The sequence below is a fragment of the Enterobacter sp. DC1 genome, from assembly GCF_000568075.1.
Lineage (GTDB): Bacteria > Pseudomonadota > Gammaproteobacteria > Enterobacterales > Enterobacteriaceae > Enterobacter > Enterobacter asburiae.
In genome coordinates this window covers 244,445-261,956 of the sequence record NZ_AZUA01000004.1, presented here as the reverse complement: position 1 = coordinate 261,956, position 17,512 = coordinate 244,445, and the positions used below count along the sequence as shown (strand labels likewise).

General features: G+C 59.9%; 18 protein-coding genes. 2 read left to right on the top strand and 16 right to left on the bottom strand.

The genetic code is table 11. From position 1 onward, the window contains the following. Positions 1–5: 5 nt before the first annotated feature. From hpaX to hpaG, 7 genes are all read right to left on the bottom strand, one after another. Entirely contained in the window at positions 6–1,358 is a 1,353-nt protein-coding gene (hpaX, locus tag P346_RS07445) for a 4-hydroxyphenylacetate permease (protein WP_032660888.1), read from the bottom strand. A 21-nt stretch (positions 1,359–1,379) separates the two neighbouring features. Further along, positions 1,380–2,177 (bottom strand): 4-hydroxy-2-oxoheptanedioate aldolase, encoded by a 798-nt coding sequence (gene hpaI, locus P346_RS07450; protein WP_032660885.1) that lies wholly within the window; start codon positions 2,175–2,177, stop codon positions 1,380–1,382. A gap of 10 nt (positions 2,178–2,187) precedes the next feature. Beyond that, the gene (gene hpaH / locus P346_RS07455; protein WP_032660883.1) at positions 2,188–2,991 is read right to left on the bottom strand and encodes a 2-oxo-hept-4-ene-1,7-dioate hydratase; all 804 of its coding nucleotides are present in this window, start codon (positions 2,989–2,991) and stop codon (positions 2,188–2,190) included. Positions 2,992–3,139: 148 nt separating this feature from the next. Beyond that, complete coding sequence (locus P346_RS07460) at positions 3,140–3,520, bottom strand: 5-carboxymethyl-2-hydroxymuconate Delta-isomerase (RefSeq protein WP_032660880.1); 381 nt, start codon at positions 3,518–3,520, stop codon at positions 3,140–3,142. A gap of 9 nt (positions 3,521–3,529) precedes the next feature. After that, positions 3,530–4,381 carry a 3,4-dihydroxyphenylacetate 2,3-dioxygenase gene (gene hpaD / locus P346_RS07465; protein ID WP_032660877.1) on the bottom strand — a complete coding sequence of 284 codons (852 nt, stop codon included), beginning with the start codon at positions 4,379–4,381 and terminating at the stop codon, positions 3,530–3,532. A 2-nt stretch (positions 4,382–4,383) separates the two neighbouring features. Beyond that, positions 4,384–5,850, bottom strand: coding sequence for a 5-carboxymethyl-2-hydroxymuconate semialdehyde dehydrogenase (hpaE, locus tag P346_RS07470; RefSeq protein WP_032660874.1), 1,467 nt, complete (start codon positions 5,848–5,850; stop codon positions 4,384–4,386). Continuing rightward, entirely contained in the window at positions 5,847–7,124 is a 1,278-nt protein-coding gene (hpaG, locus tag P346_RS07475; protein ID WP_032660872.1) for a 4-hydroxyphenylacetate degradation bifunctional isomerase/decarboxylase, read from the bottom strand. Before hpaG ends, hpaE begins: the two co-directional genes overlap by 4 nt. 271 nt (positions 7,125–7,395) lie before the next feature. On the opposite strand from hpaG, the gene hpaR reads away from it, so the two are divergent. Further along, complete coding sequence (gene hpaR / locus P346_RS07480) at positions 7,396–7,836, top strand: homoprotocatechuate degradation operon regulator HpaR (protein ID WP_023334396.1); 441 nt, start codon at positions 7,396–7,398, stop codon at positions 7,834–7,836. 83 nt (positions 7,837–7,919) lie between these two features. After that, positions 7,920–9,584, top strand: coding sequence for a methyl-accepting chemotaxis protein (gene tsr, locus P346_RS07485; protein WP_032660993.1), 1,665 nt, complete (start codon positions 7,920–7,922; stop codon positions 9,582–9,584). Positions 9,585–9,860: 276 nt separating this feature from the next. Here the strand turns inward: tsr and P346_RS07490 are convergent, their stop codons facing one another. The 9 genes from P346_RS07490 to P346_RS07530 form a co-directional block, all read right to left on the bottom strand. Next, complete coding sequence (locus tag P346_RS07490) at positions 9,861–10,367, bottom strand: GNAT family N-acetyltransferase (protein WP_032660869.1); 507 nt, start codon at positions 10,365–10,367, stop codon at positions 9,861–9,863. Positions 10,368–10,396: 29 nt separating this feature from the next. Next, positions 10,397–10,870, bottom strand: a complete 474-nt coding sequence (locus P346_RS07495) for a hypothetical protein (protein WP_032660867.1) — start codon at positions 10,868–10,870, stop codon at positions 10,397–10,399. 1 nt (position 10,871) lies between these two features. Beyond that, complete coding sequence (locus tag P346_RS07500) at positions 10,872–11,612, bottom strand: winged helix-turn-helix domain-containing protein (protein ID WP_032660863.1); 741 nt, start codon at positions 11,610–11,612, stop codon at positions 10,872–10,874. A gap of 125 nt (positions 11,613–11,737) precedes the next feature. After that, the gene (locus P346_RS07505) at positions 11,738–12,694 is read right to left on the bottom strand and encodes a Csu type fimbrial protein (RefSeq protein ID WP_032660861.1); all 957 of its coding nucleotides are present in this window, start codon (positions 12,692–12,694) and stop codon (positions 11,738–11,740) included. Beyond that, positions 12,685–14,973 carry a fimbria/pilus outer membrane usher protein gene (locus P346_RS07510; protein WP_233456552.1) on the bottom strand — a complete coding sequence of 763 codons (2,289 nt, stop codon included), beginning with the start codon at positions 14,971–14,973 and terminating at the stop codon, positions 12,685–12,687. Before P346_RS07510 ends, P346_RS07505 begins: the two co-directional genes overlap by 10 nt. Beyond that, positions 14,894–15,670, bottom strand: a complete 777-nt coding sequence (locus P346_RS07515; protein ID WP_032660855.1) for a fimbrial biogenesis chaperone — start codon at positions 15,668–15,670, stop codon at positions 14,894–14,896. The genes P346_RS07510 and P346_RS07515 overlap by 80 nt, the downstream gene beginning before the upstream one ends. 2 nt (positions 15,671–15,672) lie before the next feature. Next, positions 15,673–16,167: a Csu type fimbrial protein gene (locus tag P346_RS07520; protein ID WP_029741339.1), complete on the bottom strand. Its 495-nt coding sequence runs from the start codon at positions 16,165–16,167 to the stop codon at positions 15,673–15,675. Positions 16,168–16,199: 32 nt separating this feature from the next. Continuing rightward, entirely contained in the window at positions 16,200–16,742 is a 543-nt protein-coding gene (locus tag P346_RS07525) for a helix-turn-helix transcriptional regulator (protein ID WP_032660853.1), read from the bottom strand. Continuing rightward, positions 16,739–17,377 carry an EAL domain-containing protein gene (locus tag P346_RS07530; RefSeq protein ID WP_032660850.1) on the bottom strand — a complete coding sequence of 213 codons (639 nt, stop codon included), beginning with the start codon at positions 17,375–17,377 and terminating at the stop codon, positions 16,739–16,741. Before P346_RS07530 ends, P346_RS07525 begins: the two co-directional genes overlap by 4 nt. Positions 17,378–17,512 lie beyond the last annotated feature (135 nt).

Sequence of the window (17,512 nt, the reverse complement as noted above, 5' to 3'; positions counted from 1 at the left end):
GCTCCCTAGTGGATCTTCTGCGCCGCGACGCCCGGCTCGCGCTCAAGGCTTTCGCGCTGCGTCATCGGGATGCGCGTCAACACCAGCGCGCCGACCACCAGCAGCCCGGCCACGAACCACAGCCCGGAGCTGAAGCTGCCGGTTGCATCACGCAGAATGCCGATCAGCAACGGGCTAACGGCGGATCCGACGTTGCCGATGGCGTTGATCACCGCCAGCGCCACCGCCCGGGACTGCAGGCTAATAACCCGATCCGGCGTGGTCCAGAATATCGCCATGGCGGTAAAGGATCCGGTTGAGGCCATAATGATGCCAAGCAGCTGGATCAGGCTGTGATCGGTGGCCGAGGCCAGCATCCATCCCGCCGCGGCGAACAGGTACGGCAGGATGGTGTGCTTTTTTCGCTCTTTTAGCCTGTCGGAGCGTCGGCTCCACCAGATCATCCCGAGGATGGTACAAAACTGCGGGATCGCCGCCAGCAGGCCGATGACGATGTTGCTGCTCCCCGTGTTGAAGCTTTGCAGGATCTGCGGCGTCCAGATGTTGATGGCGCTGAGCGTGTTGGTCAGGCAGAAGTAGGCCAGCGTGTAGAGCAGCACCGCCGGGGTCAGCACCTCGCGAAGCGTTGATTTCGGCGTGACGGGCCGGGCAATGGCGACCTCCTGCTCGCGGGCGATCATCGTTTTCAGCGCCTGCTTTTCGTCGTCGTCCAGCCAGGTGGCCTGATCCGGCGTGTCGTTGAGGTAGAACCAGGTCACTACGCCGAGCACCACCGACGGCAGCCCCTCCAGCAGGAACAGCCACTGCCAGCCCTTCAGGTTCCACAGCCCGTCCATCGCCAGAATGTAGCCGGAGAGGATCGAGCCGAGCATCATGGTCACCGGCATGGCGATCATAAACAGCGCGTTGGCGCGGGCGCGGTGATACGCCGGGAACCACCATGTCAGGTAGACCAGGATCCCAGGCAGGAAGCCCGCTTCGGCAATACCCACCAGCATGCGCAGGACGTAGAGCGTTTCAGGGCTGGTGGCGAACATGGTGCAGGTGGAGGCGATGCCCCACACCACCATGATCCCGGCGATCCAGCGCCGCGCGCCGATCTTCGCCAGCATGATGTTGCTCGGGATCCCGCACAGCACGTAGGTGACGTAAAACAGCGTCGCGGCCAGGCCAAACATGGTTGACGTGAGTCCCAGATCTTTGCCCATCGTCAGCCCGGCAAAGCCGATGTTGATGCGATCGAGAAACGAAAAGACAAACAGGATAAAGAGAAAGACGATCAGGCGTCGGAACAGCTTGTTAATGACGCGATGTTCAACAGCTTTATTATCATGGGTTTGCAGGGTAGAGGTCGTCATGGTGCGCTCCAGATCTTACGTTTAGTAGACGGATTTATTGTTATTAACTGACGTAACCGGTTGTTCGATAAAGCGTGCCGCCAGCGCCTCCGCGCCGCGGGCGAGCAGGGTGGTGTCGACGCCGACGGCGACAAACAGCGCGCCGAGTTCGAGGTAGCGTTTCGCCAGCTGCTCGTTCGCCATCAGGATGCCGGGCGCTTTACCGGCGCTAAGGATCTGCGCGATCGCCTGCTCGATGGCGGCCTGCACTTCCGGGTGCTGCGGATTGCCGGCAAAGCCCATGTCGGCGCTCAGATCCGCCGGGCCGATAAACACGCCGTCGACGCCTTCCACGTCCAGGATCTGCGGCAGGTTTTTCAGCGCCTCGCGGGTTTCAATCTGCACCAGCACGCACATGGCGTCGTTGGCCTGCTGCAGGTAATCCGGGATGCGGTTCCAGCGCGAGGCGCGAGCCAGGGCGCTGCCGACGCCGCGAATGCCCGCAGGCGGGTAGCGCGTCGAACGCACCGCCAGCCGCGCTTCGTCGGCGTTTTGCACCATCGGCACCAGCAGGGTTTGCGCGCCCACGTCCAGCAGCTGTTTTATCTGCACCGGGTCGTTCCACGACGGGCGCACCACCGGCTGGCTGGGATAGGGCGCGATGGCCTGTAATTGGGTTAACACGGTTTGCACGCTGTTCGGCGCGTGCTCGCCGTCGATCAGCAGCCAGTCGAAGCCTGCCCCCGCCAGCAGCTCGGCGCTGTAGCTGCTGGTCAGCCCCAGCCATAAACCGATTTGCGGGCGGCCCGCCTTCAGCGCCGCTTTGAATGCGTTTTGCATGGTTGTCTCCTTACACAAAGCGGCAGCTGATGGAGCCCATGCTGCCGTAGTCGACGTGGAAGGTGTCGCCTCTGCTGGCGGGCACCGGGCGGGTAAAGGAGCCGCCGAGGATGATTTGCCCCGGCTCAAGCTGTACGTCGTACGGTGCCAGCTTGTTCGCCAGCCACGCCACGCCGTTCGCCGGGTGGTTAAGCACGCCTGCGGCAACGCCGGTCTCTTCGATCACGCCGTTGCGGTAGAGCAGGGCGGAGATCCAGCGCAGATCCAGCTCGTCGGGCTTAATCGGGCGGCCGCCGAGGATCACCCCCGCGTTAGCGGCATTATCGGAGATGGTGTCGAACACCTTGCGCGGGCGCTGGGTTTCCGGGTCAACGTTGTGGCAGCGGGCGTCGATCAGCTCCAGCGCGGGGATGACGTAGTCCGTAGCGTTGTAGACGTCGAAAATCGTGCAGTTCGGGCCTCGCAGCGGTTTCGCCAGCACGAAGGCCAGCTCCACTTCGATGCGCGGGACGATAAAGCGATCCACGGGAATGTCGCTGCCGTCGTGGAAGAACATGTCGTCCAGCAGCGCGCCGTAGTCCGGCTCGCTGATCTGGGAGCTGGCCTGCATCGCCTTAGAAGTGAGGCCGATCTTGTGGCCCTTCAGCACGCGGCCTTCGGCGATCTTCAGGCTGACCCATTCGCGCTGGACGGCGTAGGCGTCTTCAATAGTGATCTCCGGGTAGTCCAGCGAGATCGCGCGGATCTGCTCCCGGGATTGTTCCGCCTGATGTAGGCGATGGGCGATCAGGGTATGGGTATGTTTGTCGAGCATGGCGATATCCTGTTGTTGCCGGGTGGCGCTGCGCTTACCCGGCCTACGGTTCGGTGCTGCTGTTGCCGGGTGGCGCTTCGCTTACCCGGCCTACGGTTTGGGGCTGTTGTAGGCCCGGTAAGCGCAGCGCCACCGGGCGAGCAAACAGCTACTTAAACAACGCGTGCACGTTGTTTTGCTTGTAATTGAGCGTCGGATGCAGCTCGTCGAGCTCGAACGACAGCGCCAGATAGCGGGCGGCCATCAGCTCCGCGAAGTGCGTTTTGATCAACGCAAACAGCATCTCGCCCACCTGCTGGCGGCTCTCCAGGCTGCGCCCGGCACCAATCTTCAGCGTCATATGCACAAAGGCGTAATCGTGCCTGCCGTCGGCCATCTGCCAGGTGTCCAGCCAGTGGGCGCGGCTGCGGATTCCGCCGATGGGGAAGATGCCCGTGGCGGCGAGCGCCTCGTTGACTTTGGCGAACAGCCCCGGCAGGTCGGCCTGCTCGCGGATGTTGTCGGTACATTCAGCAATAAAGTGCGGCACGTTGGCTCCTTACGCGGGCAGCGGGAAAACGGCGTTAACCTGGCCGGTACCGGAGCTGGCGAACAGCTCGGTGAGAAACTCCACCTTGCCGTCGTAGCTGTCCCAGCCGAGCATTCCCAGCAGCATCACCGTGTCGTGCATGTTGCCCTCGCCGTAGCAGTAGTCGGCGTACTCCGGCAGCATGCTGCAAAACTCCTTAAACTGGCCTTCGCGCCACAGCTTCACCACGCGCTCGTCCATCTGGCGGTCAAACTCGCGGGTGTAGCTGTTCATTCCTTCCTCGGCGCGCTGGTCGTCGATAAAGCGGTGCGACAGCGAGCCGCTGGCGAGCACCGCCACGGTGCCGTCGTATTTCTCAATGGCGCTGACGATGGCCTCGCCCAGCCTGCGGCTGTCGGCAAAGTCGTGAACCGTGCAGAACGCCGAGATGGAGACCACTTTGAAGCGCTTATCCGCGTTCATGTAGCGCATCGGCACCAGCGTGCCGTACTCCAGCTTGAGGCTCGGAATGTTGTGCGCTTTGGCGCGCACGCCGAGCTTCACCGCCTCGTCGGCGATCAGCTGGCCGAGTTCCGGGTTGCCGTCGTAGTCGTAGGTCATGTCGCGGATAAAGTGCGGCAGCTCGTTGCTGGTATAAACGCCTGCAAAATGGTCCGCACAGTTGATGTGGTACGCGCTGTTCACCAGCCAGTGGGTGTCGAACACGATGATGGTGTCCACGCCCAGCTCGCGGCAGCGCTTGCTGATTTCTTTATGCCCGTCGATGGCCGACTGGCGGCAGCCGTGGTTTTTCCCCGGCAGCTCGGAGAGGTACATCGACGGTACGTGGGTGATTTTTGCCGCTAGCGCTAATTTACCCATGGTCAGATCCCCCACTTTGGAATCGGATGGTCGCCCATGGAGATGCAGACGTTCTTCATCTCCGCGAACACCTCGAAGCTGTACTCGCCGCCCTCGCGGCCGGTGCCGGAGGCCTTCACGCCGCCAAACGGCTGGCGCAGGTCGCGCACGTTCTGGGTGTTGACGAACACCATGCCCGCTTCGATATTGCGCGCCAGGCGCAGCACCTTGCTGACGTCCTGGGTCCAGATGTACGACGCCAGGCCGTACTCCACGTCGTTCGCCAGGCGCAGGCCTTCCGCTTCGTCCTTAAACGGCAGCAGGCAGGCCACCGGCCCGAAGATCTCCTCCTGCGCCACGCGCATGCGGTTATCGACGTCCGCCAGCACGGTTGGGCGCAGGAAGTTGCCGCCCTTCAGATGCGCAGGCAGATCGGTCGGTTTGTCCGGGCTGCCCGCCAGCAGGGTTGCGCCTTCTTCAATGCCGAGGCGGATATAGCCGGAAACCTTCTCCCAGTGCTGCTTGCTGATGAGTGCGCCAATCTGGGTATTCGGATCGTTTGGATCCCCAACGCGCAGGCGGTTGGCGCGCTCGGCGAAGCGCTTGACGAATTCCGGGTAGATGCTCTGCTGGATAAAGATGCGCGAGCCGGCGGTGCAGCGCTCGCCGTTGATCGAGAAGATGGTGAACAGGGCGGCGTCGAGAGCGCGCTCGATGTCGGCATCTTCAAAAATCAGCACCGGGGATTTGCCGCCCAGCTCCATGGAATATTTCTTCAGCCCGGCGTTTTTCATGATGTTGCGCCCGGTGGCGGTGCCGCCGGTGAAGGAGACGGCGCGCACGTCGTGATGGCGCACCAGCGCGTCGCCCGCCGTCGCGCCGTAGCCCTGAACGACGTTCAGCACGCCCGCCGGAATGCCCGCCTCCAGCGCCAGCTCGCCCAGACGGTCGGCGGTCAGCGGGGAGAGTTCAGACATTTTCAGCACCGCGGTGTTTCCGAGTGCCAGGCACGGCGCGACCTTCCAGGTGGCGGTCATAAACGGCACGTTCCACGGCGATACCAGCGCGCAGACGCCCACCGGCTGCACCAGGGTGTAGTTGAGCATCTTGTCGTCGACCGGGTAGGTTTTGCCGTTCATCTGCTGGCACACCTCGGCGAAGAACTCGAAGTTGTGCGAGGCGCGCGGGATCAGCACGTTTTTGGTCTGGTGGATCGGCAGGCCGGTGTCAGCGGTTTCCATGGCGGCAATCTCGGGCACGTTCTGGTCGATCAGGTCGCCCAGACGGCGCATCAGGCGCGCGCGCTCCTTCATCGGCAGGTTAGCCCACTTCGGGAACGCCTCTTTGGCGGCGGCGACGGCCTGGTGAATTTCAGCTTCACCGCCGGAGGCGACTTCTGCCAGCACCTCGCCGGAAGCCGGGTTGGTGGTGTGGAAGTACTCGCTTCCGGCAACGTTTTTACCGTTGATCCAGTGGTTAATCTTTTTCATTTTGCAGTCTCCTCGCTGACAATTCGGTTCACCAGGCGTCCCACGCCCTCCACTTCCACCACCACCTCATCGCCCGGCACCACGTCGGACAGCCCTTTCGGCGTGCCGGTGGCAATCATGTCGCCCGGCTGCAGGGTCATAAAATCGCTCAGGTACGCAATCAGGAACGGAATGCTGAAGATCAGATCCGCCGTGGTACCTTCCTGGCGCAGCTCGCCATTGACGAAGGTGCGCAGGGCGAGGTTGTGCGGGGCGGGAATCGCCGCTTTCGGCACGATGTGGGGGGAAATGGGCGTCAGCCCGTCGCGGCTTTTTACCCGCAGGTTTGGGCGGTAGTAGTTTTCCAGGTAGTCGCGGATGGCGTAGTCGTTGCAGACCGTATAGCCCGCCACGTAGTCCATCGCCTCGGCTTCGCTGACCTTACGCGCGGTTTTACCGATGACCACCACCAGCTCCGCTTCGTAATGCATGTATTCGATATTGTTCGGGCGCACCGACGTCTGGCCGTCGCCGTTGAAGGTGTTTGGCGCTTTGATAAATACCAGCGGCTCGGCTGGCGGCTTGAAGTCCAGCTCGCTGGCGTGGTCGGCATAGTTCAGACCGAGGGCAAACAGCGTGGCGTGCGGCGGCGTGCTGTGCGCAATAGTGACGCTACGCTCATCCACCACCGGGTTTTCCAGCGGCGGAAAGCCTTCCGCCAGAATACGCACGCGATCGCCCGGGCGGATCTCAACGCGGCTTTGCGGGGTGCCGAGCAGGATCGCATCGCCGGGATTGAGGGTGGCGAACTCGCTCAGGGCGCTCAGCAGTTCGGCGGCGTTATGCTGAAGATCGGCCGTGCTCCAGTGGTCCGCTTCGCGGCCGTTGATCTCGGTGATGATGGTCAGGTTATCCACGTTATCAACGGCGACAAGTTCGCCGAGCGGGCAAAATCCGTCCCGGCATTTGGCCTTGATGGCCGGACGGTAGAAGCTCTCTTCCGGCAGGCTCACCTCGTTGGCGAGCGCATATCCCGCGATGTACTCCGCGGCGTCCTCCGCGCGCACCTTGCTGGCGGTTTTGCCCACGACCAGCGCCACAGTCGCGCCGCTCAGCACCGTTTCCCCGTGCGGGAAGGGGATCGGCTCGCCCGCGCGAATCACCGTGTTATGCGGCTTGATAAACCACACCGCCGTTTTCGGCGGCGTGTTGTAGGGCGCTTTTTCAAAGGCCTCACGCCAGGCTTCACGCTGGCTTTGATGGTTGAGGGCGACGGCAAAAACGGTACCTTTCATTCATATACTCCTCACCCCGGCGGTCCGGGTTGTGATTTCATTAATATGTTAATGATCTGGTTTTATGCTTTTGCTGTTTATTTCGCAATCAGAAGTGAAAGATTTGTGATGGGAGTAACAATAAATTTACATTCTGTAATTTGTTTATAGTAAAATCAAACAGTTAATAAAATTATTGGGTTTCTGTTAGACTTTTTGACGGAAAACGTGTTGTTTATAAAAACATCTTTTAGTGATTGTTTACTTGTTAATGATGTTAAGGGGAAAGGCTATGCATGATTCATTAACCATCGCGCTGCTGCAGGCGCGGGAAGCGGCGATGTCGTACTTCCGCCCGATCGTGAAGCGCCATAACCTGACCGAGCAGCAGTGGCGCATTGTGCGCGTGCTGGCTGAACATCCGTCGATGGATTTTCACGATCTGGCGTTTCGCACCTGCATCCTGCGCCCGAGCCTGACCGGCATTCTGACGCGCATGGAGCGTGACGGCCTGGTGCTGCGCCTAAAGCCGGTGAACGACCAGCGCAAGCTGTACGTGTCGCTGACCAAAGAGGGGAATGCGCTGTATGAACACGCCCAGGCGCAGGTCGAAGAGGCGTATCAGCAGATCGAGGCGGAATACACGCCGGAGAAGATGAAACAGCTGACGGCGCTGCTGGAAGAGTTTATTGAACTCGGAAACCGGCATAACGCAGCGCGGGAAGAAGAGTAAAAACCACAAATTCCAGGATGATTTTCGTAAAGTTTTCCCTTTCCAGGCCGAAAATTCTGTATCTGTCTGAGGAAAGAGAAAACATGTTAAACCGTATAAAGATTGTCACCAGCTTAATGCTGGTTTTAGCGATATTTGGCCTTTTACAACTCACGTCCGGTGGTCTTTTCTTTAATGCCCTTAAGAATGACAAAGAAAATTTCACCGTCCTGCAAACCATTCGCCAGCAACAATCCACGCTGAACGCCAGCTGGGTAGCGTTGCTGCAAACCCGTAATACCCTGAACCGTGCGGGTATCCGCTACATGATGGATCAGAGCAATATCGGCAGCGGCGCGACCGTTAACGATTTGATGCAAATCGCGTCTACGTCTCTTAAACAGGCGGAAAAAAACTGGGCTGCCTACGAAGCCCTGCCGCGCGATCCGCGTCAAAGCGATGCGGATGCCATGGAGATCAAGCGTAACTATGATATTTACCACGGCGCGCTGGCGGAGCTGATCCAGCTGCTGGGTGCGGGCAAAATCAACGCCTTCTTCGACCAGCCGACCCAGAGCTATCAGGACGGTTTTGAGAAGCAGTATGTGAGCTACCTGCAGCAGAACGACAAGCTGTATCAGACAGCGGTCGAAGACAGCAACAGCTCCTACAGCCAGGCTATCTGGGTGCTGATCAGCGTCCTGATTGCCGTGCTGGTGGTGATCGTGGCCGTCTGGCTCAACATCAAGCAGACGCTGATCTCTCCGCTGAATCGTCTGATCGACAACATTCGCCATATCGCCAGCGGCGACCTGGTGAAGCGCATTGAGGTTCAGGGCACCAACGAGATGGGTGAACTGGCCGACTCGCTGCGCCATATGCAGGGCGAGCTGGTGCGTACCGTCGGCGACGTGCGTAACGGCGCGAACGCTATCTACAGCGGCGCGAGCGAAATTGCGATGGGCAATAACGACCTCTCTTCCCGTACTGAACAGCAGGCCGCTTCTCTGGAAGAGACCGCGGCCAGCATGGAGCAGTTGACGGCAACCGTTAAGCAGAACGCCGAAAACGCCCGTCAGGCGAGCCATCTTGCGCTGAGCGCCTCTGAAACCGCGCAGAAAGGCGGTAAAGTGGTGGATAACGTGGTGCAGACCATGCGCGACATCGCGGGCAGTTCGCAGAAAATTGCCGATATTATCAGCGTGATCGACGGCATTGCCTTCCAGACCAACATTCTGGCACTGAACGCGGCGGTAGAAGCGGCGCGTGCGGGCGAGCAGGGTCGTGGTTTTGCGGTGGTGGCAGGTGAAGTGCGTAACCTGGCCCAGCGCAGCGCCCAGGCGGCTCGCGAGATCAAGAGCCTGATTGAAGACTCCGTGGGCCGCGTGGAAGTAGGCTCAACGCTTGTCGAAAGCGCCGGTGAAACCATGGGTGAGATCGTGAACGCGGTGACCCGCGTAACGGACATCATGGGTGAAATCGCCTCTGCGTCTGACGAGCAGAGCCGCGGTATCGACCAGGTGGGTCTGGCGGTCGCTGAGATGGATCGCGTGACCCAGCAGAACGCCTCGCTGGTTGAGGAATCTGCCGCAGCGGCGGCCGCACTGGAAGAGCAGGCGAGCCGTCTGACTCAGGCCGTGGCGGTGTTCCGCATTCAGCAGGAGCAGATGAAAGCGCGCGAGTTCGCTGCGGCTAAAGCGGTTTCCACGCCGGTGATGGCGCGTAAAACCGTGACGGCCGATTCAGGCGATAACTGGGAAACGTTCTAACTCTGCGCGTTGTGCCGGGTGGCGGCTGCGCCTTACCCGGCCTACGGTTCGTGGTTTTTGCCGGGTGGTGGCTGCGCCTTACCCGGCCTACGGTTCGTGGTTTTTGCCGGGTGGCGGCTGCACCTTACCCGGCCTACGGTTCGTGGTTTTTGCCGGGTGGCGGCTGCGCCTTACCCGGCCTACGGTTCGTGGTTTTTGCCGGGTGGCGGCTGCGCCTTACCCGGCATACGGTTCAGGGTTTTGTAGGCCCGGTAAGCGCAGCGCCACCGGGCGATATTACAGAGGCAGGCGCATGGCGCAGCGCGTTTCATACGCGAAACCGTGCGCTGTCTCTTCTTCCCTTTTCTGACGCAGCTCAGGCGTCAGCGTCGTCATTTTTTCAAACCCCAGCCGCGCATAGAACGGCGCATTCCACGGTACGTTCCTGAACGTCGTCAACGTCAGCGCTGTCAGCCCCCTTTTACGGGCATGGTCTGCCACGCAGGCGATGAGCTGCCTGCCGATCCCTTTTCCCTGCCAGTCCAGATCGACCGAGAGCTCCACGATAAACAGTGATGAAGGATGGGCCTCGGCAAGGATAAACCCGACGGGCTGGTCGTTCGCCAGCGCCAGCCAGCTTAGCCCACGTTCGGCATACTCAAGGTGCTGCTCAGCGGAAATGACCTCGCCGTCGGCAAGCCAGGCGAGATCCGGGCTTTCACGAAAGCGCTCGCCCGCCGCGCGTTCAATGGCGGGCAGGGCAGTAACGTCGTTAGGGGGGGTGGGGCGAATGCGAATATTCATGGCGGCAAGTATAGCCTGAGCCGTCGACATTATTCCGAGCAGACCAGCACCGGCGAGTAAAAATTGCTGATCACCAGCGCGTCTTCCGGCGTGCGCTCAATCGTCAGAAGCCTTTTATTGCCCAGCGTCAGGCCCGCGACGTACTTTTCAAAGACGCCTGGCGGCATGGCATCGTGGCTAAAACGCTCCACTTTTTGAATGACAATTTCATACAGTTCGCCCTCCACGTGACGCCATTTAAACATCTCCTGGCGGGAAACCTCCCAGCTGCGCGGGGCATTCACCACGCTGCCGTTTAGCGTGATGTACCCCGTTTTGTCGGGATGAAAACGCATAATGATCTCGCCGTCAAAGGTGAAATCGTGGCTGTCGCGCCGGTCGGAGAAGGTCAGGTTTCCATCGCAGGCTACCGAGAGCGGGGGCGTGTGGAAGTACCAGGCCAGCGCGGCGCCCAGCAGCAGCAGGTTCAGGATCAGAATTAGCCAAACTTTTTTGTGTCTCATATCACCACTCGTAATAGTAAAGCGTACGACAGGCGCTGGCTTTACCCCGCGTGAGGGAACACTGGGAGAGCACCAGCCGCCCTTCGTGGCCGTAGAAAAGCGTTCTCTGAATGTGCATGTAGAAAATTGAATTTTTCAGGCACGGAAGATGGCCGTCCTTCTGAAGCGTTTGCGCCAGCGTAATCGCCTTCCCGTGAAACACGTCCGCCAGCGGCGTAAAGGTGTAGACCGGACAGGTGCCGATATGCGTCAGCAGATGGATCTCCCGCTGCGGTTTATCTGGCTTGATGAGCGCGATCCAGACGCACAGCGCAATGACGACCAGCGTGAGCGCGCCGCAGAACAGCCATTCCGGGCGAACGCTCCATGCAGGTTGCGCCGTTTCGGCGGTCGGTGGGGCCTCCTCAAGCGGGGTGACCGTGACGTCTGCGCTGATCATAAAGCCTGTTTTCGGTACGGTAACGATAAACAGCTCGTCGGGAAGCAGGGTCGCCAGCATCTTGCGCAGAATGCTGATGTACTGGTTTAAGGAGTTGTTAGACCCCTGGAGCCCTCGCCGATCCCAGACTTCCTGAAGAAAGGTTTCCCGTTCGACCACGTTCCCATGATGCTGAACCAGCAGCCTCAGGATGGTATTGGCCGTACAGGTGAGGAGCTGCGCATCTTCATCCGGCGCATTGATAAGAGAAACAGAACCGTCCTCGTCGTTATAGACGATGGCGTCAGCAAGCAGGTATTTCATAAGTTGTTGTAATAAAACAGAGATAACGAATAAAAAGAGAAGGCTTACGCCTTCCGGGCAGCACTGCTGGCTATTTTAACGCCATTGTTACCGATAACATTGATCCAGACAGGTTTTTGGGTGGTTTAATAAGTCAGCGTGATAATCACGTCATCAATAAATTCCCCGGTACCGGTTAGCGGCTGTGCCGGGACTTCGCCGTAAACGGTGTAGTTCTGGGTGCCGCCTGCAGGGTTGGTGACCTGCAGCGCATCGCCGCTGCTTTGATCCCCCCAGCGTTGCGTGGCCGCCTCATCCTGCCAGAGCCCGTAGCGCAGGCACTGGCCCTCGCTGTTGCAGAGCTGCCGCTGATTACCGCTGGCATGGTTGCCTTTGCCCATGGCAAGGGTGAACGCGATTCCGGCCGGACAGCGCGTGGTGACGGTGGCGGTGGATCGCGTCGGGCGCAGGGTAGCGGTGCTGGTCAGGGTGCCGAAGTTAAGCGGAGTTACTCGCTCGATGTAGCATCCCTGGCTGATTTCGGCCTGCGCGTTGGTGCCGCCCTGCACCTGCTCCCCCTCTGCTGAACCGTCCGAGCAGTTTTGCAGCGCATCCTGAAGCATGGCGCTGTGCCAGGCGATGCGCAGATTCATGTTGTAGTTGTAATAGTGGTAGGCCGGAAGCTGGCTTTGCCCTGCCGGAATGGTGGCGATAAGCGGAAAGGTACCGCTGACGTTGGCATTGCTTTCCGCGGCCAGGGTCTGCTGAATCAGGTTCCCGCTGCTGGCAGGCCCCAGCTCCTGAGAGCGCGCTGCGCCGTTAAGCAGGCGGAAGAGGAGAGTGTACTGTTTCCCCTCCTGGTCCCCCGGCGAGATCATCTCAAAGGGCGGGGCGTCTACGCTGCTCAGGCAGACATTGATATATTCCGTTCTGCCCTCGTTGTCGGCCTGGCAGCTAAATTTTACCTCGGTGTTGACGGAGGTTGTATTGCCCGCCACGACGTTGCCAAAGTTAATGGCGGGCGTGGAGGTTATCCAGCAGGCTGCCGCCATCGCCTTCACGGACAGGACGAGCAGCAATAATAACGGCGCTCTTAATGACACAGTTGTTCTCCGATATTCTGTATTGATGACGCGGTACGCGGCGCCGGAAGCGTGACCCGGCACTCCCCCTCACCGGTCTTCACCACCAGTTCACCCGGCAGGGGCGGATCTTCAAGCCAGATAAAGCCGTCGCGTCCTACGATGGTGGCACCCTGCGGCGTTGACACGACGCTGCCCAGCGGGAGCGGTCTGCGGCGGCTGTCGACCAGTCGGGCCTGAACCGTGACGGCGTGATGGACGTTAAAATCGACTTTTACCGCGCTGCTGTTGCCCGGTCTGGCATGCATGTCGGTGACGGGAGCGATCACATCGGCGGGCAGATCGAGCGGGTTAATGCTGATTTTGCTGTTGTGGTAACGCGGCAGGTCGGTCAGCAGGAGATAACCGTCCTCATCCGTTTCACCGGCCGGGCGGTTTTCCAGCATCACCGGTACGTGCCCAATGCCGTGCGTTGACACCAGCGCCATGCCCTGCTGGATATAGCGCAGCGCGTGCAGGCTGCCGTCCAGCAGCGTCAGGCTCCCTTCGGCTGAGGCGTACTGGTTGCCCTGATGAGCACCTTGCTGCAGCCCAACGTGCCATTCGCCCGCCTGTCCCAGATAGCCTACGTCTGCATATCTTTCACGCCGTTCGCCAAAGCCCTGGCCCAGCTCCCATGACCAGCCGCCGGCCTCATCGTCCGGCTGGTGGCGGTAATCCATGCGCGGTTTATCCCGGCTGGCCTGAACGGAGAGCGTGTCTTCGCGACCCAATGGGACGGAAAGCAGCAGTTGAACGTGACTCGACGAATCCGTAAACGAGCGGGTATAGCTCAGCGTGGTGGAGATGTGTGCTGGCAGCGACAGCGACCAGGAGGCGTTGAGGTAACGCTGAGTATTGCCCTGAATGTTCTGCTGTACCCAGCCCGCGCCCACGGTTCCGAAGTGGGGGACGGACTGGCTTACCCAAACGCTGTCGCTGCGTCTGACGGGCGCGGCACCGCTCATACGGGCGTTGTCGGCGAATCCCGCCCCGGTACGGACGGTGCTGGCAGAAATTCCCGTTCCTCTGCCGTTCCACTGCCAGCCGAAGCCCCACTGAACGCCATGACCGTAAGGGCTGTCGCTCACGGCAACGTGCTGGCTGACCACCCCTACGGCGGGAGATATCAGCCAGTCAGCGCCCGTGCCCACGTTGCGCAGCCTGCGCTGCTGTTCCGTATGCAGTGCCAGCGTCAGGTGATTATTCACCCCATAGCGCCAGCCCGCGTCCAGCAGAGGCGAGGCGGCATAGTCGTCGGAGTGCTGGGCGTAGTTTTCCCGCATCCAGCCGATGTCCAGCGAGCCGCTGCTGAGCCCTTCCGCCAGCATGCCCGGCGCGCCGTAGAGATCGAGCTGTACGGCGCGACGCTGACCGTTGATATCGGTAATGACCACCTCCGCCTGCCCGCTGCCGGTGAAGGAGGGCAGGGTATCCAGCAGAAAGTCTCCCGGCGCGACGCGCTGGCTGCTCTGCTTAAGGCCGTCGATATACAGATCGACCGTGGAGGGCAGCACGGCCGTGTCGCTGTAGCGGCTGCGCGGTTCGGTATTGAGCTGGGGATTGAGCTCAAAATTACGTGCCCAGTGCAGACCGCCAAAGCGTACCTGCCGGCTCCAGCGGGTGCCGGTGGTGATGCTGTCGCCCAGCGCCAGCGTGGTCAGCGAGTCGGTATTATCCCACTGCCAGCGGGTTTCGAGACGGGTGTGGGTAGGCCGACCGGCGCTGTTTTCCTCCCCGGCATGGCTTGAAAAACTGCTGCTGAACGTTCCGGGTAACTCTCCGGACGCGGTCAGCATGGTCTGGGCGTTAAGCTGGCGCTTCCCCTGCGCATCGCTGGCGTAGAGCGCGTATCCGAGCGTATACGCGCTGACGGGCTGCGCATCAGGATAGCGGTAAAGCGGTGTGGGCTTTGAGACGGTCAGATGCTGCTGGCCCTCGAACGCCTCTGCCTCTGCGGTAATCGACACCTGCTGGGACAGCACGTCGACATTGACCTTCAGGCCCGGCAGGGACGTCAGCTCAACCCACCCGGCGCGATCGTCCGGGGCGTGAAGCCCCAGCTTTTTCATGTCGCTGCGGCTTATCCATAGCGCATTATCCACCACCCGGCAGGCCCAGAGCTCGCCTCGCGGGGCGTGGTTCACGGTAATGGCCAGCCATTGTACGGTGTCGGCGGGTTCAGCCCGGGCTGACAGCATGAGCGGTAGCCAAAACAGGAGCGCGAGAAGCGAGCGGGCGCAGGGGTATCTGGCTGGCATGGTGGTCATCATTGAGATAGACGCGCAGCGTGCTGAGCGCGTGTCGTGAAGCCTGCTTAAGCGGTAAAAGGGCGGTTTGTCCCGGGAGCACATAGCCCGCCAGGCCTTTAATCGAGCCTACAACCTGCCCATCGGCCGTCATGGCCTCAAGGTGGCTCAGGCGGATGTGGCGGTTTCCGGCGTTAAAGCAGCGGAGGGTGGCCGGCATTTCTGCCTGCTCGCAGCTCAGTGCATCGTGGCTGGCGGGCGCGTTCTGGTTCCCGGCAATAAACACCGGAATCGAGTAGCGCAGCAGGAAGTGCACCGCGTTGGGATTGGCGGCACGGGACGTGGCGTCCGGCAGCTCGTCGATGACCAGCCGGTAACTTTGCTCCTGTGCACGGGCGCCAGGCTGCATAACGATAATGCGCACCAGCTGCTGCTGGCCCGGCGCCAGTGATGTCATCGCCGGGCTGCTGACCACCTCCCCGGTGGCCACCAGAACATCTTTACCGTTTTTTTGCGTCCATTCGTACACCCGAATCTGCGCATGGATGGCCGCTTTCCCACTGTTAGTGAGATAGACCGCCGCTGCCCGCTGATTGCTCTGCAGGTCGAGCGTTACCGGGGCCACCTGAAGCGTGGCGGCCAGCGCGTAGCGTGACAGCAGCGCCAGCATCATGAGCCACAGAATGAAGCAGGGAAGGTAGCGACGCACGATCAGTACTCCAGTTTCAACGTGATATCGTCGCTGTAGGTACCTGCCTGGGCGGTTGTCAGCGCCCCGGCGTCAATGACGCCATACAGCGTTTCCTCCTGTTCCGCACCGTTGCCGGTATCGTCCAGGCCATTCGTGCCGGTGATTTGCGTCTGTTTGCCTTCGTCGGCAAAGAGTTTCCACGCAATCTTCTGCGCGCCCGTTTCGCCGTTTTCCGGCTTCAGCCAGAAGGTACCGTTTTCGCCGTCGTTGCTGGTGGCCGTGAGGGTGAAAGGCGTGCCGTTGGTACAGACGATATCGACCTGCGTTTTGGCCTGGATTTCGCTCGACTCATCGGAGCCGTGACGCGAGAAGTTGAGGTCGTTGGCTTTAAGGGTGCACGACTTCACGACCTCAAGTGATACGTGCATCGTCGCGCTTGCGGTACTGTCTGCGGCGATCGCAGCAGCAGGAAGCAGGAGAACGGAACAACATACAAGGGTGGGAATAATTTTCATGATCTTATTTCCTGACGTGAGTAACAGTGCAATTACAAAGCGAATGACTGAGCGTCCAGCAGGCAGAGTTTTCGATGGAATTCCGCCAGGCTATGACAGCAAAATTTGTTCATCGCGTTACGCTTGTGGGTGTAGATCGTTTTAGGGGACTTATTCATGATTTTTGCGATGCGAACCGGACTGAATCCTTTATGGAGCAACATGCAAACCCGCCTCTCCTGATGCGAGAGCGTGGCGGCGTTTTCGAAGGCGAATGTCGTGTCGCTAAAACAGTGGCTGAGCTGCGCATACGAGAGGTTGTCCGCGACCACTCGGACCCGCTCGTTGCGCAGGCAGGCGTGAACGTCGCAGACCCGCGCGGCATCCGTAAATACCAGCCAGTTCTCTCCAGCGTGCGTATTGAGCAGCCGTTCCTGCAGGTGCAAAAGCCCTTCAGGATTAACGTCATGGATCCAATACATCTCCGGGCGAGGGGTAACGGCCGTCGAGATAATCGAAGTGAGGCCAAGCCATAAAAACGTATTCCCGCTCAGAACGATAACCTGATAACCAGCGTTCGGAATGAAAGGGGTCATTTTCTACCCCACAGATAGCCCTGGCCGTAATCGGCCGCGCTGGCGCGGGCCAGCGCGAAATCACCCGCGGTTTCGATGCCTTCGATCAGCACCTTGCTGGCGACGCGCTTGCACTGGCGGGTGAGATGCAGAAACTTTGCCTGCTCGCTCCGCCCGTTCCAGAAGGTATGTTTGTCAATTTTGATGCCGCAGAAGCGGATCTGACTGGTCAGAAGATTGGGAAGAAGGTCTTCGCAGACATCGTCTGCCCACACTTCTATCCCCCACTGATGGAGCGTCGCGATGCATTTCCGCAGTGCCTGGCTTTGCGTATCCTCGAGCTGGACCATCGTATGGAGGTCGGTGACCTCGATAGCAAGTCTCTCCGGGCAGGGTGTCTCTTCTTTTAGCCTGTCGAGGAAGTCCGTTTCCAGCAGTAAATCCGATGTCGCATTGAGATAATACTTGTCGCCATCCTTGCAAAACATGGCATGACGAAGCTGCGCAAAGAAGTGCGCTTTACGCTGCGTCGCGGGCATCGAGCCAAAGTAATCTTCAAGATTGACGTGGGGCTTTGCCGTAGACAATACCTCCCAGGCAATCACATTTTCACTGCGCAGTGCCCGGATGGATTCGAACTTATAGCCGGTTAGCATGATAAAAGTGCGTAACGCTCCGTTGTGATTTCAGGAGTCGCACATTTTATGGATTTGTATTTTGGCGGGATATTTATAGATAAAAATGGCTTATATAAAGTGTTTTTATCTAATTTATAAGCAATGTATAGGATT